This window comes from Streptomyces racemochromogenes, from assembly GCF_039535215.1.
GTDB lineage: Bacteria > Actinomycetota > Actinomycetes > Streptomycetales > Streptomycetaceae > Streptomyces > Streptomyces racemochromogenes.
In genome coordinates this window covers 4,443,954-4,470,531 of the sequence record NZ_BAAAWT010000001.1, presented here as the reverse complement: position 1 = coordinate 4,470,531, position 26,578 = coordinate 4,443,954, and the positions used below count along the sequence as shown (strand labels likewise).

At 74.5% G+C, this 26,578-nt stretch carries 23 protein-coding genes and 2 tRNA genes; 4 read left to right on the top strand and 21 right to left on the bottom strand.

Annotated features, from left to right (window positions below):
• Window positions 1-32 precede the first annotated feature (32 nt).
• On the top strand, window positions 33-791 hold the full coding sequence (locus ABD973_RS20635; RefSeq protein WP_345501416.1) for an IclR family transcriptional regulator: 759 nt from the start codon (window positions 33-35) through the stop codon (window positions 789-791).
• 105 nt (window positions 792-896) lie between these two features.
• On the opposite strand, the gene ABD973_RS20630 is transcribed toward ABD973_RS20635, so the two are convergent.
• From ABD973_RS20630 to ABD973_RS20610, 5 genes are all read right to left on the bottom strand, one after another.
• Window positions 897-970 (bottom strand) — tRNA-Lys (locus tag ABD973_RS20630).
• A gap of 87 nt (window positions 971-1,057) precedes the next feature.
• The gene (locus tag ABD973_RS20625) at window positions 1,058-2,764 is read right to left on the bottom strand and encodes an AMP-binding protein (protein WP_125821215.1); all 1,707 of its coding nucleotides are present in this window, start codon (window positions 2,762-2,764) and stop codon (window positions 1,058-1,060) included.
• A 26-nt stretch (window positions 2,765-2,790) separates the two neighbouring features.
• Complete coding sequence (locus ABD973_RS20620; protein ID WP_386381752.1) at window positions 2,791-3,447, bottom strand: lytic polysaccharide monooxygenase auxiliary activity family 9 protein; 657 nt, start codon at window positions 3,445-3,447, stop codon at window positions 2,791-2,793.
• 253 nt (window positions 3,448-3,700) lie between these two features.
• Window positions 3,701-5,953 carry an SPFH domain-containing protein gene (locus tag ABD973_RS20615; RefSeq protein WP_345501413.1) on the bottom strand — a complete coding sequence of 751 codons (2,253 nt, stop codon included), beginning with the start codon at window positions 5,951-5,953 and terminating at the stop codon, window positions 3,701-3,703.
• Between the two features lie 11 nt (window positions 5,954-5,964).
• Window positions 5,965-7,374: a peptidoglycan-binding protein gene (locus ABD973_RS20610; protein ID WP_125823999.1), complete on the bottom strand. Its 1,410-nt coding sequence runs from the start codon at window positions 7,372-7,374 to the stop codon at window positions 5,965-5,967.
• Between the two features lie 235 nt (window positions 7,375-7,609).
• On the opposite strand from ABD973_RS20610, the gene ABD973_RS20605 reads away from it, so the two are divergent.
• Window positions 7,610-7,683 (top strand) — tRNA-Lys (locus ABD973_RS20605).
• Window positions 7,684-7,784: 101 nt separating this feature from the next.
• On the opposite strand, the gene ABD973_RS20600 is transcribed toward ABD973_RS20605, so the two are convergent.
• From ABD973_RS20600 to ABD973_RS20540, 13 genes are all read right to left on the bottom strand, one after another.
• The gene (locus ABD973_RS20600) at window positions 7,785-8,459 is read right to left on the bottom strand and encodes a class F sortase (RefSeq protein WP_125821217.1); all 675 of its coding nucleotides are present in this window, start codon (window positions 8,457-8,459) and stop codon (window positions 7,785-7,787) included.
• Entirely contained in the window at window positions 8,456-9,055 is a 600-nt protein-coding gene (locus ABD973_RS20595; protein ID WP_125821218.1) for a hypothetical protein, read from the bottom strand. The genes ABD973_RS20600 and ABD973_RS20595 overlap by 4 nt, the downstream gene beginning before the upstream one ends.
• 113 nt (window positions 9,056-9,168) lie before the next feature.
• Window positions 9,169-9,948 (bottom strand): HAD-IIA family hydrolase, encoded by a 780-nt coding sequence (locus tag ABD973_RS20590; RefSeq protein ID WP_125821219.1) that lies wholly within the window; start codon window positions 9,946-9,948, stop codon window positions 9,169-9,171.
• A 118-nt stretch (window positions 9,949-10,066) separates the two neighbouring features.
• A complete protein-coding gene (locus tag ABD973_RS20585) occupies window positions 10,067-11,668 on the bottom strand; it encodes an alkaline phosphatase family protein (protein WP_125821220.1) in 1,602 nt (533 codons plus the stop codon).
• A gap of 169 nt (window positions 11,669-11,837) precedes the next feature.
• The gene (locus ABD973_RS20580) at window positions 11,838-12,938 is read right to left on the bottom strand and encodes a 2-aminoethylphosphonate ABC transporter substrate-binding protein (protein ID WP_345501409.1); all 1,101 of its coding nucleotides are present in this window, start codon (window positions 12,936-12,938) and stop codon (window positions 11,838-11,840) included.
• A gap of 83 nt (window positions 12,939-13,021) precedes the next feature.
• Window positions 13,022-13,819 (bottom strand): ABC transporter permease, encoded by a 798-nt coding sequence (locus ABD973_RS20575; RefSeq protein WP_125821222.1) that lies wholly within the window; start codon window positions 13,817-13,819, stop codon window positions 13,022-13,024.
• Complete coding sequence (locus tag ABD973_RS20570) at window positions 13,806-14,792, bottom strand: 2-aminoethylphosphonate ABC transporter permease subunit (protein ID WP_386381754.1); 987 nt, start codon at window positions 14,790-14,792, stop codon at window positions 13,806-13,808. The genes ABD973_RS20575 and ABD973_RS20570 overlap by 14 nt, the downstream gene beginning before the upstream one ends.
• A complete protein-coding gene (locus tag ABD973_RS20565) occupies window positions 14,785-15,834 on the bottom strand; it encodes an ABC transporter ATP-binding protein (protein ID WP_125821224.1) in 1,050 nt (349 codons plus the stop codon). Before ABD973_RS20565 ends, ABD973_RS20570 begins: the two co-directional genes overlap by 8 nt.
• Window positions 15,831-16,496 carry an HAD family hydrolase gene (locus ABD973_RS20560; RefSeq protein WP_345504665.1) on the bottom strand — a complete coding sequence of 222 codons (666 nt, stop codon included), beginning with the start codon at window positions 16,494-16,496 and terminating at the stop codon, window positions 15,831-15,833. Before ABD973_RS20560 ends, ABD973_RS20565 begins: the two co-directional genes overlap by 4 nt.
• Before the next feature lie 104 nt (window positions 16,497-16,600).
• Window positions 16,601-17,722 (bottom strand): TIGR03364 family FAD-dependent oxidoreductase, encoded by a 1,122-nt coding sequence (locus tag ABD973_RS20555; protein ID WP_345501405.1) that lies wholly within the window; start codon window positions 17,720-17,722, stop codon window positions 16,601-16,603.
• Window positions 17,723-17,879: 157 nt separating this feature from the next.
• Entirely contained in the window at window positions 17,880-18,647 is a 768-nt protein-coding gene (locus ABD973_RS20550; RefSeq protein ID WP_125821227.1) for a GntR family transcriptional regulator, read from the bottom strand.
• Between the two features lie 223 nt (window positions 18,648-18,870).
• The gene (locus tag ABD973_RS20545) at window positions 18,871-19,611 is read right to left on the bottom strand and encodes a hypothetical protein (RefSeq protein WP_125821228.1); all 741 of its coding nucleotides are present in this window, start codon (window positions 19,609-19,611) and stop codon (window positions 18,871-18,873) included.
• A 1,104-nt stretch (window positions 19,612-20,715) separates the two neighbouring features.
• Entirely contained in the window at window positions 20,716-21,822 is a 1,107-nt protein-coding gene (locus tag ABD973_RS20540; protein WP_345501402.1) for an ROK family transcriptional regulator, read from the bottom strand.
• A 55-nt stretch (window positions 21,823-21,877) separates the two neighbouring features.
• Between ABD973_RS20540 and ABD973_RS20535 the strand changes: the two genes are divergently transcribed.
• Entirely contained in the window at window positions 21,878-22,996 is a 1,119-nt protein-coding gene (locus tag ABD973_RS20535; protein ID WP_345501400.1) for a Gfo/Idh/MocA family protein, read from the top strand.
• A 113-nt stretch (window positions 22,997-23,109) separates the two neighbouring features.
• Complete coding sequence (locus ABD973_RS20530; RefSeq protein ID WP_125821231.1) at window positions 23,110-24,309, top strand: ALF repeat-containing protein; 1,200 nt, start codon at window positions 23,110-23,112, stop codon at window positions 24,307-24,309.
• A 122-nt stretch (window positions 24,310-24,431) separates the two neighbouring features.
• Here the strand turns inward: ABD973_RS20530 and ABD973_RS20525 are convergent, their stop codons facing one another.
• From ABD973_RS20525 to ABD973_RS20515, 3 genes are all read right to left on the bottom strand, one after another.
• On the bottom strand, window positions 24,432-25,289 hold the full coding sequence (locus tag ABD973_RS20525; RefSeq protein ID WP_125821232.1) for a fumarylacetoacetate hydrolase family protein: 858 nt from the start codon (window positions 25,287-25,289) through the stop codon (window positions 24,432-24,434).
• Window positions 25,290-25,428: 139 nt separating this feature from the next.
• Window positions 25,429-26,082, bottom strand: a complete 654-nt coding sequence (locus ABD973_RS20520) for a YidC/Oxa1 family membrane protein insertase (protein WP_125821233.1) — start codon at window positions 26,080-26,082, stop codon at window positions 25,429-25,431.
• Between the two features lie 114 nt (window positions 26,083-26,196).
• On the bottom strand, window positions 26,197-26,574 hold the full coding sequence (locus ABD973_RS20515) for a DUF6412 domain-containing protein (protein ID WP_241253245.1): 378 nt from the start codon (window positions 26,572-26,574) through the stop codon (window positions 26,197-26,199).
• Window positions 26,575-26,578 lie beyond the last annotated feature (4 nt).

The following is a 26,578-nucleotide window of genomic DNA, read 5'->3' as shown; positions in this document are numbered from 1 at the left end:
AGCAAGCGGTAACAACCTGGTAGGGGGAAACCGTGGCGCTGAAGCCCGAGCCGACCGCGCCGTTCCACTCGGTGCAGTACGCCCTGCGCGTACTCGAAACGATCTCGCGGCACACCGGCGGTGTGACCGACGTGCAGATCGCGCGTGAGACCGGCCTGCCCGCGGTCCATCTCGCCCCGATGCTCCTCATGCTGCGGCGCGAAGGGTACGTGCTCCAGGTCTCGGACGGCGCCTACGCCATAGGGGACTCCCTCGTCCTGCTCGGCTCCGGCCAGGACCGGCAGCAGGCCCTCCAGGAAAAGCTCCAGGAAACCCTCGACAGGCTGCGCGACTCGGTCGGCGCCGCCGTCTACATCAGCCGCTACGTGGACGGCGAGGTCCGCATCACCCAGTTCGCGGACAGCCCCCGCACGCCCAAGGTGCACGAGTGGGTCGACTTCCGCTCGGCCGCCCACGCCAGCGCGGTCGGCAAGTGCCTGCTGACCCAGCTCGACCTGAACGGGCGGCGCGACCACCTGTCCCGGCACAAGATCGCCCGGCTGACGTCGAAGACGATCGTGAACGAGCGGATCCTCTTCTCCAAGCTGGACGCCCAGCCGGCCACCGTCCCCGTCCTGGACCTCCCGGAGTACGCCGTCGGCACCGTCTGCGCGGCCGTCCCCATCACGGCCGGCGCCGCCGTGGGCTGCCTCGCCCTGTCCATGCCCGTCGAGCACGCCCACCGGCTGCGCGCCGCGGCCGACGCCCTGAACCGCAAGGCCGCGCCGCTGCTGCTGTCGCTCACGCTCTGAGGCCCCGGGCAGGGGGCCGAGGTGCGGGGCGGGGAGGACGGGGCGGGCGGCCCGGAAAACACTTCGGGCGGTTCCCGGTGAACCGGAAACCGCCCGAAGGACAGGTGCGCCGCCAGGGACTCGAACCCCGGACCCGCTGATTAAGAGTCAGCTGCTCTAACCAACTGAGCTAGCGGCGCCTGCTGACAGAGAAAATACTACCTGCTCCCCGGGGGTGCTCCAAACCAATGACAGGGGCGCCGCCCGGCGGCCCCTCAGCGGTCCGGTCAGCGGTCCAGCAGCTCCCGGCGGCCCCGGGCCTCGTACGCGGCCAGCAGCGCGGCCAGGTCCTCCCCGTCGAGCGGGCGGTAGGCGCCGCCGGTCCGGTGCCAGACCGGGCCGGGGCCGAGGAAGCCGGCCCGGCGCAGGGCCACCCGGTGGACCTTGTTCGTGGCGGTGACGGGCAGCTCGTCGAGGATCCGGACGTAACGCGGGGCCATCTTCGTGCCGAGGTCCGGCTGGGCGGCGAGGAAGGCGCTGAAGGCGTCAGGGGCGAAGGCCGCGCCCTCCCGCAGGGCCACGGCGGCCATCACCTGGTCGCCCGCGACCTCGTCCGGGACCGCGTACACGGCGACGGCGGCCGCCGCCTCCCAGCGGGCCAGGACGTTCTCGATCACGGCGGCGGCCAGGTTCTCGCTGTCGACCCGAAGCCGGTCGTCGGTGCGGCCCGCGAAGTAGAGGAAGCCCTCGGGATCCCGGAAGAAGAGGTCGCCGGTCCAGTACCAGCCTCCCCGGGTGCGGGCCGCCTCGGCGTCGGGATTGCGCCAGTAGCCCTCGAAGGCGCTCCGGCCCCGGTTGACGAGCTCGCCGATGGCCTCCTCCCCGTTGAGCAGCCGGCCCCGCGCGTCCAGCCGGGCCGGCGGGCACTCGCGGCCCGTCTCCGGATCGACCACGGCCAGGTCGTCCCCCGGGGCGGCCCGGCCCAGCGCGCCCTCCGGGGTGCCGGGGCCGCGCTGGACGGAGGCGCCGCCCTCGGTGGCCCCGTACCCCTCGACCAGCCGGACCCCGAACCGTTCGGCGAAGCGGGCCGCGTCCACCGCCCCCGCCTCGGTGCCGAAGCCGAGGCGCAGCCGGTGTGCGCGGTCGTCGGGGCGGGGCTCGGTGGCCAGCAGGTACTGGACGGCCCGGCCGACGTAGGTGAAGTACGTCGCCCCGTAGGCCCGTACGTCGTCCAGGAACGCGGAGGCCGAGAAGCGGCGGCGCAGCGCGACCGGGGCGCCGGCCCAGAGGGCGGGCAGCCAGTCGGCGATGACGGCGTTGCCGTGGAAGAGCGGCATGCAGACGTAGTGGACGTCGTCCGGGGTGACCGAGAAGTGGCGGGCGAGCGATCCCCCGGCGGCGGCGAGGCGGCCCTGGCTGCAGACGGCCGCCTTGGGGGCGCCGGTGGAGCCGGAGGTGAAGTAGAGGAGCAGCCGGGTGTCGGGGCGGGGGCCGCCGGGCCGTACCCGGGCCTCGCCGGGCTCCGCGGCGGCGTACGGGGCGAGCAGGGCCGCGTACTCCTCGGTGCCGGTCACCAGGAGGCGTACGCCGGGCAGGTCGAGGCCGCGCAGGAGGGGGAGGTGCGCGGGCTCGGTGACCAGGATCCGGCAGTCGGTGTGCAGGATGTCGCGGGCCAGCTCGGGGCCGCGCCGGGTGGGGTTGATCCCGGCGACGGCGGCCCCCGCGAGCGCCGCCGCGCCGAGCCAGGCCGGGAACTCGGGGGTGTTGTCGAGCAGCACGCCCACGTGCGGTTCCGCGCCCGCCGGCAGGAGGTCGGCGAGGAGCGCGGCGCGTACGGCGGCCTCCTGGGCGGCCCGGTGGCGGCTGAGGACGGTGGGCCCGGCGCTGTCGGCCGCGCCGGCCCCGTACATCAGTCCCGGCCGGTGGTCGCCCCACTGGCGCGCGACGAGTTCCGCGACGGTCTCGGCGGCATCGGGTGCTGTCGTGGTCCGCATGCCGCCGGAGGTTAGCTGACGTTCCGTCAGAATTGAACGTCGGAGCAGGCGTAGAAGGCCATCGGGGTGTCGTTGACGGTCCAGACGGCCAGGATCATGTGCCGCCCCGACTTGCCGGCGGGCATGGAGCCGCGGTGGATGGTGGTCATGTCCGGGCGGCCGCCGTTGTAGGGGACGACGAGGAAGGGCTGCGGGTCGAGGGAGGCCCGGGTGAGGGGCCTGGTCGGGTCCCAGCCGTTCTTGGTGACGTAGTACCTGAAGTCGGTGGTGGAGTGGTTCGCGGTGAACTGCCAGCGGAAGTCGAAGGGCTGGCCGGAGTTCACGCGGGTCGCGGGCCAGTTGCCGCCGCGCGGGTCGTCGAGCTGGGCGAACTCGGCGTGACCGCCGGCGCATATCTTCCCGTCGGCGGGACCGGCCGCCGGGAAGCCCTTGTAGCCCTCGACGCTCTGCGGTTCCCACTGGATGGGTCCGCAGTCGGAGACCGTCCTGTTGGCACAGAGCTTCTGGCGGCTGATGGGGGTGTCGGTGTAGCCGTGGCCGCTGGCGCTGGGCGCACCGAACAGGGCGGCGCCGGCGAGGAGGCCGAGACCGGCCGTCGCGGCCGCGCCGACGCGCACGGAGCGCGAGGGGCGTCCGGGGCGCGTGGGGTTCGTGGGCCATGAGGGCATGCGGAAGGAACGCATGGTGCTCCTTGGGCGTGTGGGGGGATGGTCGGGGATTCCGGCGGGGGGCCGTGCGCGCGCGTGGGGATCGGCCCTGGCGGGCCGGTGGGGACTGCGACTCCGAGCGGTGGCACTAGGTCTAGACCAAGTCCCACAGTATTGACGGGAGTTGGCCATGTCTATACCAATGCGAAAACGGGTGGTCCGGTCATTACCGGCCACCCGTCTCCGCCTGGAACTCCGTGGAACTCCCGTGCAACCCCTGCGACTGCCGCTACTGGTCGGACCGCCCGGTGTAGAAGGCGACGGTGAGGTCCTTCACCAGGGCCTTGCGTTCGTAGTCGTCCAGCTCCACGATGCCGCGCGAGGTCAGCCGGTGGACCGTGTCGTCCACGGCGTCGACCACCGAGGTCAGCACCGTGTCCCGGTGCTTCGCGTCGATCGCGGCGACCCGGCGGCGGCGCATCGCCTCCGCGACCTCCGGCGCGTACTCGATCCGGGTGGGCTGGGCGGAGAACACCTCGATCCCCACCGCCTCCGTCTCGGCCGCCACCATGCGGGTCAGCGCGTCGCCGACGGCCTCGGCGTCGCGCAGGGTCGGGGCGTCCTCGTGGAAGGCGTCGGCCGGCAGCTGGGACAGCACCCGGGCCATGGCCGACTCGACCTGCTCGGCCAGGTAGTCGATGTGGTCCTCGACGGCGAGGGTGGCCCTGGCCGTGTCCTTCACCTGCCAGACGACCTGCACCACCACCTGGAGGGCGAGGCCGCCGGAGTCCACGGCGGCCATCGGCTCGCTGCGCCAGTGGCGCAGCCGGACGTCGACCCGCTGGCGCAGCAGGAGCGGGCTGATCCAGGTCAGGCCGGTACGCCGGACCGTGCCGCGGTAACGGCCGAAGAGGGTGAGCACCCAGGCGTGGCCCGCCTTGGCCCGGCCGAGGCCGCCGAGCGCGAGGAGGGTGACGATGCCGAGGAAGGCGAGCGGGGGCCAGTGCGCGGCGCGCAGCCCCTGGTAGGCGCGGGGCGTGGCCCCGAAGGCGGCGACCACGGCGGCGGGGACCACCCCGGCCCGCCACAGCACGGCCGCGCAGCCGAGGAGGGCGAAGCCGCCGACCAGCACCGCGATCCAGCCGGGCAGCACGGGCCCGCGGTGCTCCCGGAGCCGGTCGTCACCCCGGGGCACGCGGCGCCCGGCGGGCGGCTTCCTCGGGGCACGGGCGACGGGGGCGGCGGCCGGGGAGGCGGGGGCGTGCGGCTGCGGGCGGAACGGGAGGTGCAGCGGGACCTGCGTGACGGCGGTGCCGGTGCCGCTGCCGCGCGGGGGGCGCGGGAGGCCGTCGCGCGGGCCGGGGTCCTCGGTGCGCATCCCGCGCGCGACGGCCCGGGCGGCGATCTCGGCGGGCCCGGGCCCGGGCACGCCGGACGGGGGCTCGGGGGTGGGGTGCGGGATCCCGGCCCCGCCCCCGTCCCCGCCCTGACCCCGGGCGGCGGGCACGTCCCCCCGCGCGTGCTCCGCCGCCGGCCCGGGCACGGCCGGTTCCGGGCCTACCGGGTGCGCGGCGGCGACCCCGGACCCGAACCGGGTGGCCCCGAACGGCTGCGTCGCCGCCGGGGCGGCCTCCACCGGCCCGGTCCGCGTGCCGGGCGCGGCCGGGCGCGCCGGCGCGGGGGCCGCCGACGTCCAGGCGGCAACCTCCGGCGCCGGGCCGACAGGGGCCGGCTGCGGCATCCGCGCGGACTCGGCCGGCTGCACCACCGGCCGGGCGGGGACCGCCGGCTCGGTTGCGGCTGCCCGGGCGGGGACCGCCGGCTCGGTTGCGGCTGCCCGGGCGGGCTCCGCACCCGGCACGGAGTACCCGGCGGGGGCCGGCGCCGCCCAGGCTCCGAGCTGCGGAGCCGCCTGGCCGGCCGGCCAGGCGGGGACCGGCTGCGCCGCCGGGCGCACGGAGGCCAACGGTTCGGCCCGCAGGCCGGGCACGACCGCCAGGGCGGGCTCCGCCCCCGGCACGGGGTGCCCGGCGGGGTCCGACTGCGGCGTCCGCGCTCGGGCGGGCTCGGCCGGGTGCGCAGGTGCGGCGGGCGCAGGCTGCGCCGCCGGCGCGGGGGTGGCCGGCCAGGCGGCAGCAGCCGGGCCGGGTGCGGCCGCCCGGGCCGGCTCCACCCCTGGGGCGGGGTGCCCGGACGGGGCCTCCGGACCCGCCGGGCCGGCCGGATGCCCGGCAGGGGCCGGCTGCGGCGTCCGCGCGGGCTCGGCGGGCTGCGCCGCCGGCGCGGGGGTGGCCGGCCAGGCGAGGGCCGCCCGGGCCGGCTGCGCCCCCGGCGCGGGGTGCCCGGCGGGGGCCGTCGGCAGCGCCCGCGCGGGGTCGGCCGGGTGCCCGGCGAGGGTGGGCTGCGTCGTCGGCGGCGGGGTGGTGGGGGGCGGGGCCCAGGTGCCCCGGTACACCGCGACCGGTTCCGCAAGCGTCGCCGCAGGCGGAACGGCGGGGAGCCGGCAGGTGCCCGTCGTGAAGGTGGTGCGGGTGGGGTACATCGTTGCCTCCGTCATGCGAACAGCCGGCGCCAGGTTTCCGGGCCCGGGTAGCCGTCGGCCGAGGCGCCGCGCCAGCCCTGGGCGCGCTGGAAGGCCTCGACGTTGCGGCGGTCGGCCTCGCTCCAGCGCAGGCCCGGGCCGGACGTGTAGTACTTGCCGAAGCCCTTCTGCACCAGCCGGCGGCCGAGGGCGAGTACGGCCGGATGGGACTGCCCCGGGCGGAAGACCCGCGGCCCGGGATAGGCGGGCACCCCGACGGAACCCGGCAGGGCCCCCGGCGGCGCCTTCGGCGGCTTCACGGTGCCCGGAGCCGTCCGGCCCGTCGGCGGGATGTCGTTGCCCTGGCGCTGCACCAGCAGCCGCCAGGTGTGCTCGCCGGGGATGCCGTCGGCGTCGGCGCCCGTCCAGCCCTGCGCCTGCTGGAAGGCCTGCGTGGCCTGCCGGTCGGCCTCGCTCCACTTCGAGCTCGCCCCCTTGGGGTAGAACCGCAGGGCGCCCCGCCCGATCAGCATCCTGGCCAGCTCGGTGACGTACTCGTTGTCGGCGCCCGGGCCGAACTTCGCCGCGCCGGGGAAGGCCGCCGTGCCCGCCGCCGGGGCGCCCGGAACCGGCACGTCCGGGAGGACCCCCGTGGTCACGCCGTTGTAGCGGTACGGGAGGTACTTCTCCGAGTTCTTCCAGTACCCGTACGGCGTGGCCAGCTTCCGCGTGTACGGGCGGGTCTGCTCGTACGCGACGTAGTGGGTGCGCGTCTCGTCGGCCCAGCCGCCGAAGATGACGACGTGCGAGCCGTTGTTCGGGTCCGCCGGGTTGTGGAAGAGCAGCATGTCCCCCGGCAGCAGCTCCTCCTTCGTGATCTTCGTGGCGAAGGTGTCGAGGCTGCCGGTCCACTCGTTCGTCCCGAGGTTCCAGACCATGGAGACGTACCCCGAGCAGTCCTGCCGGTAGCCGTCCGACCAGTACTCGGACATGCTGTAGGGGACCTGGGCGTCCAGCCAGATCTTCGCCCGGTTGATGATCGTGGCCCGGTCGATGGCCCGCACCGCGGGCGGCGCGCCCGGTCGGCCCGCCGCCGAGGACGGCGGACGCGGACCCGTGACCGGGGCCGGGCGTCCGTGCAGCGGGGCCCGGCCGCCCTGCGGGGTGCCCGGACCGTCGGAGCCGTTGCGGTCGTCCAGCGCCACCGGCCCCGGACCCGGCACCTTCCCGGCCGCGGCCAGCGCCGCCGAACCGCCGCCGCCGAGCACCACCCCCGCCGCGGTCGCCAGCACCAGCGCCCGGCGCGCCCCGCGCGCGGCCGGGTGACCGCCGTCCCGGAGCGCTATGGCCCGCCCGCGCGCGAGGGTGCGGCGCCGCTGCGCGCACCCGAGGCACACGCAGTCGCCGGCGGGCTCGTACTCCTCGAAGACCGGCATCGTCATCGGCGTCGGCGGCGTCGGCATCTGCACATGCACCGGAGGCTGCATCGTCATGCGGTTCCGTCCACTCCCCTGCTCGTCCACTGGTCGGCCGGGCACGCATCTGTCGGGGCATCAGATTCGGCTCGACCAGACATATCGTGCACGATAAACCCCCAAACATGGGTTAATCGGACAACACGGGCGCGGCTGGTCACGAGCACCTCGGCAGGTGGGGTAGAGTTTTCCCTGTCAGCAAGCGCCGCTAGCTCAGTTGGTTAGAGCAGCTGACTCTTAATCAGCGGGTCCGGGGTTCGAGTCCCTGGCGGCGCACAGACGAGGAGAAGTCCCCCGCAGCGAAAGCTGCGGGGGACTTCTTCGTTTCCGGAATCGTTTCCGAATCGCCCCCGGCTCCGTTCCCCGGTCCGGACGGGTCAGACCGCGGCCGCGCCCGTCCCCGCGACCGCGCCCGCCCCCGTCAGGTACGCGGAGACCACCACGTTCGCCGAGTACTGCCGGGCCGTCTTGTCGTAGTTCCCGCCGCAGGTCACGAGCCGCAGTTCGGCCCGGCCCTTCACCCGGGGGCCGTACGCCGCGTGCGGGTCGAAGCCCGCGCGCTCGTAGACGCGTACGTCCTCCACCGTGAACTCGGCGACCGTCGCGTCCGCCCGCGCCACGCGGATCTTCTGGCCCGGCTTGAGCGTGCTCAGGCCGTAGAAGACGGCCGGCTTGGACTTCGTGTCCACGTGCCCCACCATCAGCGCCGCACCCGCCGCCCCGGGCGCGGGGCCCGCCCCCCACCAGCCCACCGTGCCCGGGAGCTCGTACGGCGGCGGGTCGATCGCCCCCTGCGCGTCGAGGCCCCGCGCGATCACCGGCGCCCGGACCCCCAGGTCCGGTACGTCGACCCGCGCGGGCATCGCCCCGGACAGCGGGGCCCGCGCGGCCGGGAGGGCCGGCCCCGACTGCCCGGCGGCCTGCTGCCCGGCGGGCGCGGCGGGCGGAACCCCGGTGATCTCCTTGCCCCACAGCCACAGGCCCATCACCAGCACCGTCCAGGCGGCGAAGGTCAGCAGCCGGCCGCCCGCGGAGGCCCTGGGCTCGCTCATCCGCCGTTGCGGCGGCGGCGCAGGGTGATGGCCCGGCCGGCGACCGCCAGGGTGGCCGCGGCGGCGAGGACGGCGCCGATCACGGTGTGGGGCAGCCCGGGACCGTCGCCGCCGTGGCTCTTCTTCGCGGCCGTCGCCAGCCGGGTCGTCTCCGCGACCTCGGCGGACATCCCGCCGCCGCCCGCGTGGACCGGCCAGACCGGCGAGTGGTGCGGGTCGGGGCGGTGGTGGTCGCGGCGGATCTCGATGGAGCCGCGCAGGCCGTCGGCGCCCTCGCACTTGATCCGGATCTCGTGCCAGCCCGGGTCGGCGTGCGGGCGGATCTTCGCCTCGCCATGGAGGGTCCGGCCGTCGCCGTGCCCCGGGAAGAGCCGGGCGTCGGAGACGAAGACGGGCGAACGGGCCACCCCCCAGTCGCCGTCGCAGCCCCGGACGCGGATCTTGACGTGCGCCCCCGGGTCGGCCGGGTTCGGTTCCGCCGAGACGCCGCCGCGGTCCCACTCGTTCGCGAGGGCGGCGGGGGCGGTCACGGCGGCGAACGCCGTCAGGGCGACGGCGGCCCCTGCGACACGGAGAGCGATCAGAGAACAGCGCATGGTGAACCTCCTCAACAAGGAGATTCACGCGCGGCGCGCCGCTCCGCATCCGGAGCGGCGCTCTCTTGGCCCGTACGTGTCAGCCGTACGCGCTAACGCGCGGCCGCGGGCGGCTAGACCAGGTCGACCAGGTCGGCGATGGAGTCGACGGTCTTGGTGGGCCGGTAGGGGAACCTCTCGGTGTCCTGGGCCGTGGTCAGACCGGTCAGCACGAGGAAGGTCTGCATGCCCGCCTCCAGGCCGGCCAGCACGTCGGTGTCCATGCGGTCGCCGATCATCGCGCTGGTCTCGGAGTGGGCGCCGATGGCGTTGAGGCCCGTACGCATCATCAGCGGGTTCGGCTTGCCCGCGAAGTACGGCTTCTTGCCGGTCGCCTTGGTGATCAGCGCGGCGACCGCCCCCGTCGCCGGGAGGGGGCCCTCGGTGGAGGGGCCGGTCTCGTCCGGGTTGGTGCAGATGAAGCGGGCGCCGCCGTTGATCAGCCGGACCGCCTTCGTCATGGCCTCGAACGAGTAGGTCCGCGTCTCCCCGAGGACCACGTAGTCGGGCTCGTGGTCGGTCAGGACGTAGCCGATGTCGTGCAGGGCGGTGGTCAGGCCCGCCTCGCCGATGACGTACGCGGTGCCGCCCGGGCGCTGGTCGTCGAGGAACTTGGCGGTGGCGAGCGCCGAGGTCCAGATGTTCTCGACGGGCACGTCCAGGCCCATCCGGCTCAGCCGGGCCTGCAGGTCGCGCGGGGTGTAGATGGAGTTGTTGGTCAGCACCAGGAAGGGCTTGCCGGAATCGCGCAGCCGCTTGATGAAGGCGTCCGCACCGGGGATCGGGGTGCCCTCGTGGATGAGGACGCCGTCCATGTCGGTGAGCCAGGATTCGATCGGCTTGCGCTCCGCCACTGACTTCTCTCCGCTCTGGTGGCCGCTGACCTGTGGGTCTGTGGTCTGTACCACCACCCTAGCGGGCGCGGGCCGCGGACGCGGGGGGCGTCCACGGCCCGGACGTACCGGCCGGGGACTACTGGCCGAGGCGGACGTCGTCCACGGTCCAGTACCAGTTGTTGCTGCCGCTGTAGCGGAAGCGGACCTGGACGTCCGTGGCACCGGCGGGGACCTGGAGCTGGAGGGACTCCGCCCTGGCGACGGCGTCGGCGGTGTACGTCTTCACCACCGCCGGGGCGCCGCCGTCGTACGAGACGAGGACCTGCGCGGTCTGGCCGGCCTCGTGGCGGTAGTGCGTCCGGAAGTCCAGGGTGCGCGTGGTGCCGCCGGTGACCGCCCACTTGGGGGTGATCAGGGTGGAGTCGAAGGTGCCGGTGTGGGCCTTGTCGTCCCACTCGTCGGAGTCGGCGACGGCGAACACGTCGCGGGAGCGGACGTTCAGCTCGCGCCACTGGTCGCGCTGCGCCTGGCTCCAGAACTCGTCGGTGGCGAAGGCCCAGCCGGCCCATTCGGTGACTCCGCCGGTGCCCATCTTCGAGTTGTCGACGGACCAGCCCGCGGGCGGGGTATGCGTGAAGCCCTTGGTGCCGACGGGGATCCCGGTCTCGTCCACGCGGGCCTGGAGGCTCGGGCGCAGCGTGTCGAAGGGGTCGCCGTCCGGGCTCGCCAGCGGTACGCCGTCCAGGGCGGCCGTGCTGACGCCGAGCTGGGCGAGCGCGGTCGCGGCGACGTCGACGAGGCGCACGTCCTCGCGCACGGAACCGGCCGGGATGCCCGCCCCCCTGGCGATGACGAAGGTGCCGCGCTCCTGGATGGTGGAGCCGCCGTGGCCGCCGCCGTCGGTGTGCCCGTGGTCGGTGGTGACCAGGATCTTCCAGTTCTCCTGGGCGTACGTCGGGCGGTTCTTGACGGCGGTGAGGAGCTGGCCGACGAGGGTGTCGACGCGGCCGATGGCGTCGAGGTACTGCTGGCTGGCGGCCCCGTAGGAGTGGCCGGCGGAGTCGACCTGGCCGAGGTAGACGAAGGCGGCGTCGGGGTTGCCGTCGCGCAGCTCGGCGGAGGCGGCCGCGGCGATCTTCGGGTCCTCGTTGCCGTAGCCGTCGCGGTCGCCCTTGAGGGAGAGCCGCTTGTCGACCTTGGCGGAGAAGACCGGGCCGTTCTGGTCGGTGGAGGTGATGGGCTCCCAGTCGGCGGCCGCGTAGGTGTTGAGGGACGGCTTGGCGTTCTCGGCGCGGGTCAGGAAGTCGGGGTGGGCGCCGTAGTTCTTGCCGGTGAAGGAGTTGTCCTTCACGCCGTGCTTGTCGGGCCAGACGCCGGTGGCGATGGTGGACCAGCCGGGGCCGGAGGAGGTGGCGGCCATCGGGTTGGCGTAGAGGGTGCTGCGGGCGGTGAGGCCCTCGGCCATCAGGCCGCCCAGGTGGGGGGCGTTGGCGGCCTTGACGCGGTCGAGGACGACACCGTCGAGGCCGATGACGAGCACCTTGTCGGTGTTCGCCTGCGCCGCGGCGGGGGCCGGGGCGGAGGCGGCGGCCTTGGCAGCGGCCTCGGCCGCCGCCTTCGCGGGGTCGGTGGGGTGGGGGGCGGCCCAGGCGGTGGCGCCGAGGCCGAGGGTGGTGGCGAGCAGGACCGTGGCGGTGGCGGCCACGGCGAGGGTGCGTCCGGGCGGGACAGTGGACACGTGCTCCTCCAGGAGCGTCGGGGAAGGCGCGGCGGATCGAGCGGGAACCTGCGGAGTGGGTGCGTGCACGCGGACGTGCGGCGGGCCCGGACCGCAGGGAGCGACCTTCGGTCCAGACCCGTTATGTACTGGTGACTGTCGCGGCCGTGGGTGGCCGCCGGGTTACGTCTCAGCTGCCGGTCGCGGACTTCCACGCGTCGACGTGGGCGGTGAGGTTCTTGTCGATGTCGGCCCAGTCCGGCTGGAAGACCTCGACTCCGGCCATCAGCCTGGTGAGTTCGATGGCGTTGGCGTCGGTCGGCTTGACGTCGGCGCGCGCCGGGAAGCCGCCGCCGATCTCGCTGACCTGCTTCTGCGCCTCCTCGCCGAGCATGAAGTCGAGGAGCTTCCTGCCGTTCTCGGCGTGCGGGGCCTTGGCGACCAGGCCGGCTGCGTAGGGCAGGGCGAAGGTGGTGGGCTTGCCGCCGTCCTTGGCGGGGAACCAGATGCCCAGGTTGGGCATGGACTTGGACTGCGCGAAGTTCATCTGGACGTCGCCGTTGGCGACGAGCAGCTCGCCCTTGTCGGTCTTCGGCGCGAGCTTGCTGGTGGAGGAGGACGGGCCGACGTTGTTGGCCTGGAGCTTCTTCAGGTACTCCAGCGCCGGCTCCTTGCCGCCGAAGTCGTGCATCGACTTGATCAGGACGGCCGTGCCGTCGCCCGCGACACCCGGGGTGGAGTACTGGAGCTTGCCCTTGTACTTGGCGTCGAGCAGCTCCTCCCAGGTCTTGGGCGCCTGGCCGAGTTCCTTCTTGTTGTAGACGAAGCCGAAGTAGTTGTTGACGACGGAGGTCCACTTGCCGTCGGCGGCCTTGTCGGCCCCGTTGACCTGGTCGGAGCCCTGCGGGGCGTACGCCTGGAGCAGCCCCTTTCCGTCGGCCTGCTGGATGAAGGGGGGCAGCGTGATCAGTACGTCGGCCTGGGTGTTGGTCTTTTCGCGGACGGCGCGCTGCACCATCTCGCCGGAGCCGCCCTCGACGTACTTGACCTCGATGCCGGTCTTCTTGGTGAACTCGGCGAAGACCTTGTCGTACCAGCCGTCGCCCTTGTCGCTCTTGAGTCCGTCGGCGCTGTAGACGGTGACCACCTTCTCGCCGCCGTCCCCGGCGTCGGCGGCCGGGGTGGATCCGCCGCCGCAGGCGGTGAGGGAGGCGGCGAGGGCGAGGCCGCCGGTGAGGGCGGCGGCGGTGCGGAGCGTGAACGTGGACGTGGACGTGGACGTGCCGGTCATGGAACTTCCTTACGGGGAAAGGGAGTCTGCGGGGGACGGGGACACCGGAGGGGGGTCGGCGGGGGCGGGGTTACCGGAGGGAGTCAGCGGTAGGAGGCGCGGGTGCGGACGCGGGAGACGGCCAGCAGCACCAGCAGGGTGGTGGCCATCAGGACCACGGCGACGGCGGAGCCGGCGAAGAGCGAACCGCGGTCGGTGGCGGTGAAGATCCGGACCGGGAGGGGCATCCAGTCCGGCGGGTAGAGCATCATCGTGGCGCTCAGCTCGCCCATGGAGAGGGCGAAGCACAGACCCGCGGCCGCGGTGAGGGACGGCAGCAGGAGCGGGAGGCGGATCCGCCACAGCACGCGGCCGGGACGGGCGCCCAGGGAGGCCGCGGCCTGCTCGTACGCGGGGTCGAGACGGACGATGGCCGCGGAAACCGACTGGTAGGCGAACGCCGTGACGAGGACCGTGTGCGCCAGGACGACGATGGAGCCGGTGCCGTTGAGGAGGACGGGCGGCCGGCTGAAGGCGACGAGCACGGCGAGTCCGACGACCACGGACGGCACGGCGACGGGCAGCACGAACAGGGCGTCCAGGCACCGCTTGCCGCGCCGGCCGAGGGACGCGGCGGCCAGCGCGGCCCAGGTGCCGACGGTCAGCGCGAGCAGGCTCGCGGCCAGGGCGGTGGCCAGGGAGGTGGTCAGGGCCTGGAGGGACTCCCCGCGGACGGCCGCGGCGTAGTTCGCCGTGGTCGGGCCGGAGGGCAGGGCCCCGGACCAGTGGGTGGCGAAGGAGGCGGCCACCACCACGAGGAGGGGCAGGGCGAAGAGGGGCAGGAAGAGGACGCCGAACAGGCCCCAGGCGGCCCAGCGGCCGCCCTTGCTATGCACCAGCACGCTTGCCCACCACCCGGTAGAGGCCGAACAGGCCGACGGATATCGCGATGTTGACGACGGCGACCACGCAGGCGGCCGCGTAGTCGGATTCGAGGATCGCCTTGCCGTAGACGAGCATCGGCAGGGTCGTGACGTCCTTGGCCCCGGTGAACAGGACGATCCCGAACTCGTTGAGGCACAGGACGAGGACGAGGCTGCCGCCGGCGGCCAGGGCGGGCAGGGCCTCGGGGAGGATCACCTGCCGGACGATCCGGGCGGGGCGGGCGCCGAGGCCCGCGGCGACCTCCAGCTGAGCGGTGTCCAGCTGGGAGAAGGCGGCGAGCAGCGGGCGCATCACGAAGGGGGTGAAGTACGTGATCTCCGCGAGGAGGACGCCCCAGGGAGTGGTGAGGAAGTGGAAGGGGCCCTCGGAGACGCCGAGGACGCCGGTCCAGACGCCGTTGGCCATGCCCACCGAGCCGTAGATGAAGAGCAGGGCGAGGGTGATGAGGAAGGAGGGGAAGGAGAGGAAGACGTCGATGAACTTGGCGACGGCCCTGGCCCCGGGGAACGGTACGAACGCGATGACCAGGGCGAGGGTGAAGCCGAGGAGGAGGCAGCCGGCGGTGGCGCCGACGGCCAGCCAGACGGTGGTGCCGAGGGCCTCGCGGAAGGCGTTCGAGGCGAAGACGGCGGAGTAGGCGTCGAGGGCGCCGCCGCCGTTCTCGGGGGTGAAGGACTGCCGGACGACCAGCGCGAGGGGGTAGAGGAACACCAGCACCAGCACCACCACCGGGGGCAGCGCCCAGACGGCGCGGGGCAGGCTCAGCCGCGGGTCGGGGCCGGCGCCGGGGGTGTCCGGGCCGGGGCTGGGGGTGTCCGGGCCGGGGCTGGGGGCCGGGGGAGTGTGGGCCGGCGGAGCGGGGGCCGGCGGAGCGGGGGCCGGCGGAGCGGGGGCGTGCCGGGCGGGGGCCGGCGAGGTGGCCTCAGCCATCACAGACCCCCGCCGCCAGCAGCACCGCGTCGCGGGGCTCGAAGTGCAGGGTCACCTCGTCGCCCAGCGCCGGGGTCTCCCTCAGCTCGGGCAGGTCCGCCTTCACCCGGTGCCCGCCCACGTCCACGTACAGCCGGTGCGTCGAGCCGCGCCACTGCACCTCGGTGATCGTGCCGCGCAGGGCGTTCGGCCCCTCGCCGAGTCCGAGCAGGTGCGGGCGTACGCACAGGGTGGCGGTGGAGCCCGGGGCCGCGGGCCCGGCGTCGAGGGCCAGCGGGCGGCCCGCGAAGACGGCCCCGCCGTCGGCCACCGTCACCGGCAGCAGGTTGGCGTTGCCGACGAAGGACGCGGTGAACTCGGTGCGCGGCGCCCGGTACAGCTGCTGCGGGGTGCCGCAGTCCTGGAGGCGGGCCCGGTCCATGACGGCGATCCGGTCGGCCAGCGTCAGCGCCTCGACCTGGTCGTGGGTGACGTACAGGATGGACACCTCGGGCAGTTCGCGGTGCAGCCGGGCCAGCTCGGCCAGCATCCCGGACCGCAACTGGGCGTCGAGGGCCGAGAGCGGCTCGTCCAGGAGGAGGACGCCGGGACGGATGGCGAGGGCGCGGGCGATGGCGACGCGCTGCTGCTGGCCGCCGGACAGTTCGCGGGGGTAGCGGCGGGCGTAGGCGGCCATCCCCGTCATCTCCAGCGCCTCGGCGACACGGGCGGGGACCTCCGCCTTGGGGGCCTTCTGCGCCCTGAGCCCGAACGCGACGTTGTCCTCGACGCGCATGTGCGGGAAGAGCGCGTACTGCTGGACGACCATCCCGATGCCGCGCTTGTGCGGCGGCAGGGCGGTGACGTCCCTGCCGCCGAGCAGCACCCGCCCGGAGGCGGGCCGGACGAAACCGGCGACCGCGCGCAGGGCGGTGGTCTTGCCGGATCCGGAGGGGCCGAGGAGGGCCATGACCTCGCCGGGCTCGACGGTCAGGTCGAGGGAGTCCAGGACGGTGGTGCCGTGGTAGGCGACCGAGACGGAGTCGAAGCGGATGCCGCTCACGACGGCTCCGCGAGCGGGGCGAGGAGGGCGGGGAGCTCGGTGACGGAGCCGAGTACGTGGGTCGCGCCGTGTCCGGCCAGCGTGGCGCGGTCGTGAGCGCCGGTGAGGACCCCGGCGACGGTGCCGGCGCCGGCGCGGCGGCCGCTGAGCATGTCGTAGGCGGTGTCGCCGGCGACGACGGTGTCGCGTACGTCGGCCACGGCGCCGGTGCGCAGGAACGCGGCCAGCACCATGTCCGGGTAGGGGCGGCCGCGGCCGCCCGCGTCGGCGGGGCACAGGGTGAGGTCGGCGAGGTCGCGCCAGCCGAGGGCGTCGAGGATGGCGTCCTGGGTGACGCGGGCGAAGCCGGTGGTCAGGGCGACGGTGTGGCCGGCGGCGCGGAGTTCCTCGATGGCGGCGCGGGCGCCGGGGAGCGGGGCGACGAGGCCGCCGTCGACGAGTTCCGCGTACGCCTCCTCGAAGGCGGAGTTGGCGAGCCGGGCGCGCTCCTGCGTGCCGAAGAGGTGGCGGAAGACGGAGATCTTCGACTCGCCCATGGTGTCGCGGACGTACTGGAGCTTCTCGGCGTGGGCGGGGGTGCCCGGTTCGACGCCGAGGCGGGCGGCGGCCTGCTCGAAGGCGCGCTCGACGAGACCGCCGTCGGCGACGGTGGTGCCGGCCATGTCGAGGACGACCAGCTTCCTGGGGACGTTGCCGAGGATGCCGTTGGGGACGTTGCCGGGCACGTTGTCGGGGATGTTGTCGGGCACGTTGTCGGTCATGCGGTTCACCAGCCCAGTTCGTTCGCGGTGGTCTCGGCTATGGCGGGCGAGCAGGTCATGCCGCGGCCGCCGGGTCCGGTCACCAGCCAGACGCCGTCGGCCACCTGCTGGCGGTGGACGACGCGGGTGGTGTCGGTGCACTGCGCGTACACGCCGGCCCAGCGGTGCCTGATCTTCGGCAGGGGCCGGCCCAGGAAGGACTCGACGACCTGGGTGAGGTGGTCGTAGGGGTCTTCGAGGGTGTCGAACGCGAAGGGGTGCTCGTACTCGTGGGTGTCGCCGATGGTCAGTCCGCCGTCGAGGCGCTGGACCATCAGCAGCTGCATCCTGTGCGCGGCGGCGACGGGTGTCTGCGCCTGCTCGGCGTTGAGGACGTCGAGCGCGTCGCCGCGGTAGGCGGGGTAGTAGCGGAAGCTGTCGGCGTCGGCGACGGAGGTGGTGAGCGGCTCGCCCAGCGGGGCGGTCTGCATCATCTGGAGCCGGACGCGGCGGACGGGCAGTTCGGGGGCGAGTTCGCGGACCAGGCCGGACAGCCAGGCGCCGGTGGCGAGGACGACGGCGTCACCGCGGTGGACGTCGCCGTGGTCGTCCCGGACCGCGCCCGGGCCGGCCAGGTCGCGCACCTCGCGGCCGGGGACGAAGGTGTAGCGGCCGGAGGCGCGGAGGGCCTCGCGGAGGTGGAGCTGGGCGGTGCGCGGTTCGACGGCCGCGTCGCGCTCGCACCACAGGGCGGCCTCGAAGGCCCCGCGCAGGGCCGGGTTGACCGCCCGTGCCTCGGCGGCGGAGACCAGCTCGTAGCCGCGGGCGGCGGCGTCGGGGCGGGCGGCGGCCGCCTCGGCGACCGCGTACTCGCGGGCGTTGCGTACGGGGGTGAGGGAGCCGATGGCGCGGAAGCCCAGGCCGGGCACCTCCGCGCCGATCCGCTCCCAGAGCTCCCGGGCGCGCAGGGCGGTGTCGAGCTCCTCGCCCCCGGCCCGGCCGCTGACCCAGATCTGGCCGAAATTGCGCAGTGAGGCGCCGCGCGCCTCGGCCTCGCGCTCGATCTGGACGACCTCGTGGCCGCGTTGGACTGCTTGCCAGGCGTGCATGGTGCCGACCACGCCGCCTCCGACGACTATGACTCTCACGGCGTCCACGGTCGGCGCGACCGGTGACCCGGGGGGATCGCGTGGGCGACGGGGCAGTGAACAGCCCTCGACGCTTGGACTAGACCCGTTATCGTTCTGTGATGCGAGTGGGCCGCTGTTTGTCCGATTGACGGGGATTCGAGCGGGACTCGCCGGGCTATTCGGGCCGCAGGTGGGTCGTGAAGCTGAACCGGTCGCCACGGTAGAGCGAACGCACCCGTTCCAGCGGCCGACCGTCCCGGTCCCGCGAGAAGCGGTGGATGAGCAGCATCGGGAGCGCGGGCGGGGTGCCGATCAGCAGGGCCTCGCGGGGGGTGGCGAGGACGGTCTCCAGCTTCTCGTCCGCATCCCCGAAGGAGATGCCGAGGCTGTCGTGGAGGTAGCCGTAGAAGGAGGAGTCCGGCTTGAAATCGACGTCGAGGCGGGGGACCCGGGCAACCCGGATGTACGTGCTCTCCAGCCCGACGCGCTCGTCGTCGGCGAGCAGCACCCGCTCCAGGTGCCAGACGGGCTCGCCCGCCTCGGCGCCGATGCCGGGCGCGAGGTCGGGCGGGCAGGGGAAACGCTCGAGGCCGATCAGGTTGCGGCCCGGGCGCCGGCCCTGACGGCGCACCCCCTCGGTGTAGCTGGCGAGGGAGAGCGGCTGCTCCAGCTTGGGGCCGGCGACCACCGTCCCGCGTCCGGAACGGCGCAGCCGGCCTTCGAGCAGCAGCTCGCGCAGGGCCTGGCGTACCGTCTCGCGGGCCACCTCGTACCGCTCGGCGAGATCGCGCTCGGTGGGCAGCAGGCCGCCTTCGCCGAGCTCGTCGAGGAGGTCGGCGATGCGGGCCTTGACGGCGTAGTACTTGGGGATGCGGCCGTGCTCGGGGATGCCGGAGCGGACGGGCGAGCCGGGGCGGTGGGGCGGCGTGTTCTGGTCTTCCACGCTCGGACTGTACGCGGGGCAGGTGTACGGGGCGGGCGGGCTACGCGTACGGGGCGGGGTTACGCGTAGGGGCCTGGTCAGGCGTACGGGCCTGGCTACGCGTACGGGGTCTGGTTACGCCGACGGGTCATGCCGACGGGGACGGCGAAGGGTCACGGCGAAGGGTCACGCCGACGACGGTCACGCCGAGGGGTCACGCCGACGCGGGTCACGCCGACGACGGTCACGCCGACGCCCTGATCCTCCGCGCCCCGAGCAGCAGCCCGCCCCCGGCGGCGAGCGCCGCGACGGCCATCCCGCCGTAGGCCCACTCGCGGGGACCGGTGTGCGCGAGCGAGCCCGCCTCGGCCGGGTCCTGCGGCCCCTGCACCGTGAAGCGGTACCCGCCGGCCTCGCCGACCCACTCGCCGTCGTCGGCCTGGCGCTGGACCAGCGCGGCGTCGGCGACGACCTCGCCGAGGGGGGCGTCGGGGGCGAAGGCGAGCCGCACCTTGACGGTGGCCGAACCCCCGGCCGGGACCGACAGGCCGGAGAACCTGCTCCCGCCGTCGAACACGGCGATGATCTCGCCGCGGTCGGAGCGCTCCAGGGTGACGGGGTAGGGGCCGCCGGGCGCGTCGAACTCCATCTTGAGGTGGGCGGGGCGCAGGGCCCGGGCGGGGTCTGTGAAGACGACCACGGGGTGGATGGCCGTGCAGGTACCGCTGGTGGTGTTGGTCAGGTCCAGCAGCCAGCTCTGCGGCCCGGCACCGGCCCGGTAGACCGCCGGCCCGCCCCGGATCCGCGCCCCGATGGGGAAGGCGGTGGCCTTGCCGTCGCCGCAGGTGGCGTGCGCCCGGGAGGGCAGCGCGGGGGCGGGTCGGGCACCGCCGCCGTTGCCGATGTCGGCGGTGGCGGTGGGGGCGCCGAGGGCGAGCAGGAGGGCGGTGAGGGCAAGGGCGTTGCGGGTGTCGCGCAGTCGCATGGAGGACCCTTTGCTGCTCGCCGGACGGTACGGAAGGCAACGAACCAGAACGATGTTCGGACGAGGCGACAATCACCCCGCCCCTTGTCCGCACCCTGCCACGACCCCGCACCCCGGGCCCCGCACCCCACGCGCGAACCCTGCCGGTTTACGCCCGAACGGCGGCCGGGGTCAAACCGGGCCCCCGACGCGCGGGGCCCGGAGCCCCCGATCCAGCCCACCGGCGCCTGGGGTGCGGGGTTCGGGGGGAGCCCCCACCGGCGCCTGAGGCGGAGGGCTCGGGGCTCGGGGCGAAGCCCCCCACCGGCGCCTGAGGCGGAGGGCTCGGGGCGGAGCCCCCCGCCAGCCCCACCGGCATTTTGAGGTGCGGGGTTCGGGGCGAAGCCCCCCACCCAGCCCCACCGGCACTTGAAGCGCGGGGCTCAGAGCGGAGCCCCCATCCAGCCCACCGGCGCCTGAGGCGCGGGCCTCGGGGCGAAGCCCCCCCATCCAGCCCCACCGGCATTTGAGGTGCGGGGTTCGGGGCGAAGCCCCCCATCCAGCCCCACCAGCGTTTGACGTGCGGGGTTCGGGGCGAAGCCCCCCATCCAGCCCCACCAGCGTTTGACGTGCGGGGCTCGGGGCGAAGCCCCCCATCCAGCCCCACCAGCATTTGACGTGCGGGGCTCGGGGCGAAGCCCCCCATCCAGCCCCACCAGCATTTGAGGCGCGGGCCTCGGGGCGAAGCCCCCCATCCAGCCCCACCAGCGTTTGACGTGCGGGGCTCGGGGCGAAGCCCCCCATCCAGCCCCACCAGCATTTGAGGCGCGGGCCTCGGGGCGAAGCCCCCCATCCAGCCCCACCAGCATTTGACGTGCGGGGCTCGGGGCGAAGCCCCCCATCCAGCCCCACCGGCATTTGAGGCGCGGGCCTCGGGGCGAAGCCCCCCATCCAGCCCCACCAGCATTTGACGTGCGGGGCTTGGGGCGGAGCCCCGAGGAACGGTGGAAGGGCGGGTAGGGGATCCCGCCCCGCGCAGCGGCCCACCCCGCCCGGCCCGCCGGCCCGGCCCCGCCAAGGCCCGGCCCCGGCGCAGCCCCCCGCACCCCGCCGGCCAGGCCAGGGTCAGGCCCACCCGAACACCCGCCCCCGCACCAGCGCCGCCGCCCCCTCCGCGACCCCGGCCGGGGACGGCTCGACCGACGGCGGGCGCTCCAGCAGGACGCGGGACGCCAGCACCGCGCGGACCCCGGCCACGAAGGGCTCCGGGTCCGCGTCCACCACCCGGCCACCGAGCAGGATCCGGTCCACGTCCAGCAGCGCGGCCAGGTTCGCCGCCCCTTCCCCCAGGATCCGCGCCGCCTCCGCCACGTCGCCCCGGGCCACCGCCGCCAGGCAGAGCACCTCCAGGCAGCCGCGCCCGCCGCACCGACACGGCGGCCCGTCCAGCCGCAGCACCTGGTGGCCGAACTCCCCCGCCGCCGAGCGCGCCCCCCGGTGCACCGACCCGTCGATCCGCAGCCCGGCGCCGAGCCCGCTGCCGACGTGGAGGTACACCGTCGTGCCGGAGCCCGGCCCGCCCGGAGCCCCGGGATCCCCCGGAGCTCCCGCCGCGACCCCGGCGTTGGTGTCCTTGTCCAGCACCACCGGCAGCCCCAGCCGCCCCGCCAGCACCTCCCGCAACGGGTACCCCGCCCAGTCCGGGAACCCCGTCACCCTCCCGAGCACCCCGCTCCGCCAGTCCAGCGGGCCCGGCGCGGCGGCGCCCACCCCGAGCAGCGGCGGCCCCGCCCCCGCCTCTCCGGACACCCGCGCGACCGCTCGTACGACGCAATCCACCACCTCCCCGGGGCCGGCCCCGAAGTCCAGCGGCCCGCTCCACCGCGCGACCACGCCGCCCGCCAGGTCGACGCGGACCGCGCTCAGCTCGTCGCGGTCCAGGTGCACCCCGACCGCGTGCCGGGCCCCGGGCACCAGCCGCAGCAGCGTGCGCGGCTTGCCGCCGGTCGAGGCGCCGCGGCCGGCCTCGGCCACGAGCCCCTCCGCCACGAGCCGGGCGGTGATCTTGCTGACGGCCTGCGGGGTGAGCCCCGTACGCGCCGCGAGCTCGGCGCGGCCCAGCCCCGGCGCCCCCGCGGCGCGCAGCAGGTCCAGCAGCAGCGCCTCGTTGTGCCCGCGCAGCGCCGGCAGGTTCGCCCCGCCACGCCCGCTCCCGCCCTCGCCCCTGTTCACCAGCCCATTGTCCACCCTCCTTGCACTTACACAACGCTGTTGCCAAAGTGTCCCCATGAACGCCACCCCCTCCCCGGCCTCCGCCTCCTCCCCCGCCTCCCCGCTGCGCGTAGCGCTCATCGGCTACGGACTCGCCGGCTCCGTCTTCCACGCCCCGCTCGTGTCCGCGACCGACGGCCTCCTCCTCGACACCGTCGTCACCTCCGATCCCGGCCGGCAGGCCCAGGCGCGCGAGGCCCACCCCGGCGTCCGCATCGCCGCCTCCGCCGACGAGCTGTGGCAGCGGCCGGACGCGCCCGACCTGGTCGTCGTCGCCTCCCCCAACAAGACCCACGTGCCCCTCGCCACCACCGCCCTCACCGCCGGCATCCCCGTGGTCGTGGACAAGCCGCTGGCCGCCACCGCCGCCGAGGCGTACGGACTGGCCGCGCTCGCGGAGCGCACGGGGACCTTCCTCTCCGTCTTCCAGAACCGCCGCTGGGACAACGACTTCCTCACCCTGCGCCGCCTCCTCGCCGACGGCGAGCTCGGCGAGGTCCAGCGCTTCGAGTCCCGCTACGAGCGCTGGCGGCCGCAGCTCAAGGGCGGCTGGAGGGAGTCCGGGGCCCCGGAGGAGATCGGCGGCCTGCTGTACGACCTCGGCAGCCACGTCGTCGACCAGGCGCTGGTGCTCTTCGGCCCGGCGGTGCGCGTCTACGCGGAGACCGATGTGCGCCGCCCGGCCGCGGAGGCCGACGACGACACGTTCATCGCGATCACGCATGCGAACGGTGTCCGCTCCCACCTCTACGTCAGCGCGACCGCGGCCCAGCTCGGCCCGCGGTTCCGCGTGCTCGGCTCGCACGCCGGCTACGTCAAGTACGGCCTGGACCCCCAGGAGGCCGCCCTGCGCGAGGGCCTGCGGCCGGGCGGCGGCGACCCCGGCGCGCAGCCCTGGGGCGAGGAGCCCGAGCACCTGTGGGGGCGGCTGGGCTCCGGCGAGTCCCCCCTGACCGGCGGCGGAATCCCGGTGCGCACTTCTCCCGGGGACTACCCCGCGTACTACGCCGCCGTCGCGGCGGCGCTGCGGACGGGCGGCCCGGCGCCGGTCACCGCGCAGGAGGCGGCACGCTGCCTGGCGGTACTGGAGGCGGCCCGCAGGTCCTCCCTCGAGGGGGTGACCGTGGAGATGTGATCCGCCCGGCGTGACCGGCCTTTGTCGGAAAATCGATGCATTGAGCACCGAATCGCGATCTATCCTGCACGGGCTGTTGATCATCACACGTGTGAAGAACGGAAACCCTGCCTGTGAAGCTGCCCCGGATCGCGTCCGTCGTGGCCACCGCCGCGATCGCCCCGGCTGTCCTGCTCTCCTCGCCCGCCTTCGCGGCCGACGCCTCGTCGGCGACGGCCCCGTCGTCGCCGACCGCGCCCGACCAGGACCCGCAGGGCGGCGCGCAGCCCACGACGACCCCGGCGAAGACCCCGGCCGAGGACCCGGCAGCCCAGGAGCGGGCCCGGGTACAGCAGATCCTGAACGACCCGGCGAGCGGCCCCGGCGTCCGCGAGGCCGCCGCGAAGGCGCTCAAGGGCGACGCCGACGCCGTGCGGCACTTCCTGAACGTCGAGTACGCACGGCAGCAGTTCGACGACGACTACGTCCGGATCTCGAAGATCATCGACGTCGGCGGGAAGGCCGTGAAGGCCGCGGCCAAGGAGGCCCTGCTCAAGAACAACCAGGACGCCTTCACCGAGTTCCTCAAGAACGGCCAGCACGTGGCCCGCCTCGAGGACGACCGCGTCGAGATGATGCGCATGCTGAACGGCGCCGGCCGGGGCATCACCCAGGCCGTCAACGACCTCATGAGCCACGGCACGCGCGAGCAGATCCGCGAGTTCGTCGCCACCGGCCAGCACAAGGTCCGCGCCGAGGACGACCGGGTCGCGCTGCTCGGCATGCTGAAGGACGCGGGGCCGGGCCTGAAGGAGGGGATCATCAAGCTCCTCGAGAGCAACCCGACCCCCGAGCAGCTGCGCGAGTTCGTGAAGAACGAGCAGCACCTGCTCCGCGACGACGACAACAGGGTCGACATCGCGAGGATGGTCGCCAACGCCGGCCCGGAGCTGAAGAAGGCCGCCCTCGCCGCCCTCAAGGGCACCGCGGCGGACCGCACGGAGTTCCTCAAGACCGGCCAGCACGTGGCGCGCGCCAAGGACAAGGCCGCCGGCCACACCGGCGGCTCGGGCACCACGGGCGGCACCGGAACCGGCACGAACACCGGCACGGGCGCGGGCACCGGCACCGCCGGCGTGGTCCAGCCCGCCGTCGCCAAGGGCACCGGCGGCAACGCCAACGCCACCCCGGCCGGCGGCTCCGGCTCCACCCCGCTCGCCAGCACGGGCGCCGGCTCCGAGACGTGGATCGCCGGCACCGGCGCCGCCGCGCTCGCCGCGGGCGCCGGCCTGGTCGTCGCCAACCGCCGTCGGCGCGCCTCGGCCGAGGGCTGACCGGCACCGCTCCACCGTCACGCACACGGGGAGGGGCGGGCCGCCACCGGCAGCCCGCCCCTCCCCGCACTCCCGCCCAACGCGCACAGTGCGGGCTGCGCGGGCTGCGCGGGCTGCGCGCACTACGCGCTCTTGAACTCCTGCCGCTGCCGGCCGAGCTTCTCGATCTCCAGCTCCACCACGTCGCCGGCCCGCAGGTACGGCTTCGGCTCCGGCTGGCCCATGGCCACGCCGGCCGGGGTGCCGGTGACGATGACGTCGCCCGGGTACAGGGTCATGAACTGGCTCAGGTACCGCACGACCTCGCCGACCGGGAAGATCTGGTCGGCGGTGTTGCCGTCCTGCCTGAGCTCGCCGTTGACCCACAGCTTGACGTCCAGGACCTGCGGATCGGGGACCTCGTCGGCTGTGACCAGCCACGGGCCGAGCGGAGTGAAGGTCTCGCAGTTCTTGCCCTTGTCCCAGGTGCCGCCGCGCTCGATCTGGAACTCGCGCTCCGACACGTCGTTGACCAGCACGTAGCCGCCCACGTGCGCCAGACCCTCCTCGGCGGAGCCCAGGTAGCGGGCGGTGCTGCCGATGACGACGCCGAGCTCGGCCTCCCAGTCGGTCTTCACGCTGCCGCGCGGGATGAGCACGGTGTCGTCGGGGCCGACCACGGTGTCCGCGGCCTTCAGGAACAGGATCGGCTCGGCCGGCGGCTCCGCACCGATCTCGGCCGCGTGCCCGAAGTAGTTCAGCCCGATGCCCACGACCTTGCCGATCCGGCCGACCGCGGAGCCGATCCGCAGCCCCTCGGCGTCCAGGACCGGCAGCTCGCCGCCCTCCGCGGCCTCCCGTACCCGGGACAGTACGGACTCGTCGGACAGCAGGGCGCCGTCCACATCCGTGATCAGGCCGGACAGGTCCCGCAGGGTCCCGTCCTGGTCGAGCAGCGCGGGGCGCTCCGACCCGGCGGGTCCGACACGCAGCAGCTTCATGGGCATTCTCCCGTGGTCGTGGGTGGTCGACCCATGGGCATGCCGGTGGAACGGGCACGGCACGGGCCGGCCGATGGGTTGCGGCCATCGGAGGATTGGCTGATCCTCCAAGAAGTCCGGCCAATCCGCAAGACCCCGTTCACAGACTGGAACGCGCGGCGCTCTCCTTCCGGTACTGGAGCCAGGCCCGCTCCCCGACCGACCAGGCGGTGGTGGTCAGCAGGTAGAGCCCGGCGGCCAGCGGGACCACGGCCGCGGTCACCAGCGTCCCGAACGACAGCAGGGGCACTACGCCGCCCAGCTTCCGCATCGCCTCCACCTGCTCGGCACTCAGCGCCGGCGAAGCCCCCTTCCCACCGACCGGCACCGGCACGGGCGCGGGCACGGGCGCGGCCGCGGCAGCCCGCCGCCCCCGCACCGCGCTCCAGGCGGCCACCACCGCGATGGCGGCGAACAGCGCGAGGAACACCAGCCCCTGCGCTCCGAACGGGCCGCCCTCCTCCAGCGCCCCCGTCCAGCGGGCCCCGAGCGGCGCGGCGAACAGCCGGTGCCCGAGCAGCTCCCCGCCCGAGGAGAACGACCGGTACATCAGGTAGAACACCGGCAGCTGCAGCAGCATGGGCAGGCAGCCGGCCGCCGGCGTCGCCGCACGGAACGCGGCACGGCCCAGCGGGTACAGGGCCAGCCGTACGAGAACGGTGAACAGCACGATCGCGGCAGCGGTCGCGGACTCGGCCAGCACCGGCTCCAGAAGCCGGCCCAGCTCGACGACAAGATCAGTGAAAACGGACACGCGGGCCCTCCGAGGGGTCTCGTCAAACGTCGAAAGAGGTGCATTTCGGCGTGACGACCCGCGAGGGGCGACAACAGCGATCGGTCAGCAGAAGGCAGGAGGCACTGCGCGCCCCTACGCGGCCGTCAGGACCGGACGGCCGGGTGCCCTGGGCCGCGACCGGCCCGAGGCGTCGGGATCGCGCTGCGGCAGGAACGCCGTGCGCTGCTCGCGATCACGGATCGCGGTACGTATTCGGTGCGGCGGCACGGGCCGTACGAGGGACGCGGCCAGCACGGCGGCCCCCACGGCGACGGCGGCGGCCAGCACGACCACCCCGGCGGCCAGCCCCGCGTCCCCGGACACCAGCCCGAGGAACCCGCCGAGCAGCAACAGCGCGACGAGCACCCGCACCACGCGCGAGGACGACAGGACGGAGGAGACGAAGAAGGACCGCGCACGGACGAACCGCTCGAACACCATCCCCACCCCCTCCTCGAAAGTCGAACCCACGCCC

Coding starts and splice junctions, on each gene's coding strand:
- ABD973_RS20625 (WP_125821215.1), bottom strand. CDS start 2,764: ATGCGGACCACGACAGCACCCGATGCCGCCGAGACCGTCGCGGAACTC.
- ABD973_RS20620 (WP_386381752.1), bottom strand. CDS start 3,447: ATGCGTTCCTTCCGCATGCCCTCATGGCCCACGAACCCCACGCGCCCC.
- ABD973_RS20615 (WP_345501413.1), bottom strand. CDS start 5,953: ATGTACCCCACCCGCACCACCTTCACGACGGGCACCTGCCGGCTCCCC.
- ABD973_RS20610 (WP_125823999.1), bottom strand. CDS start 7,374: ATGACGATGCCGGTCTTCGAGGAGTACGAGCCCGCCGGCGACTGCGTG.
- ABD973_RS20600 (WP_125821217.1), bottom strand. CDS start 8,459: ATGAGCGAGCCCAGGGCCTCCGCGGGCGGCCGGCTGCTGACCTTCGCC.
- ABD973_RS20595 (WP_125821218.1), bottom strand. CDS start 9,055: ATGCGCTGTTCTCTGATCGCTCTCCGTGTCGCAGGGGCCGCCGTCGCC.
- ABD973_RS20580 (WP_345501409.1), bottom strand. CDS start 12,938: ATGACCGGCACGTCCACGTCCACGTCCACGTTCACGCTCCGCACCGCC.
- ABD973_RS20570 (WP_386381754.1), bottom strand. CDS start 14,792: ATGGCTGAGGCCACCTCGCCGGCCCCCGCCCGGCACGCCCCCGCTCCG.
- ABD973_RS20560 (WP_345504665.1), bottom strand. CDS start 16,496: ATGGCCGGCACCACCGTCGCCGACGGCGGTCTCGTCGAGCGCGCCTTC.
- ABD973_RS20545 (WP_125821228.1), bottom strand. CDS start 19,611: ATGCGACTGCGCGACACCCGCAACGCCCTTGCCCTCACCGCCCTCCTG.
- ABD973_RS20535 (WP_345501400.1), top strand. CDS start 21,878: ATGAACGCCACCCCCTCCCCGGCCTCCGCCTCCTCCCCCGCCTCCCCG.
- ABD973_RS20525 (WP_125821232.1), bottom strand. CDS start 25,289: ATGAAGCTGCTGCGTGTCGGACCCGCCGGGTCGGAGCGCCCCGCGCTG.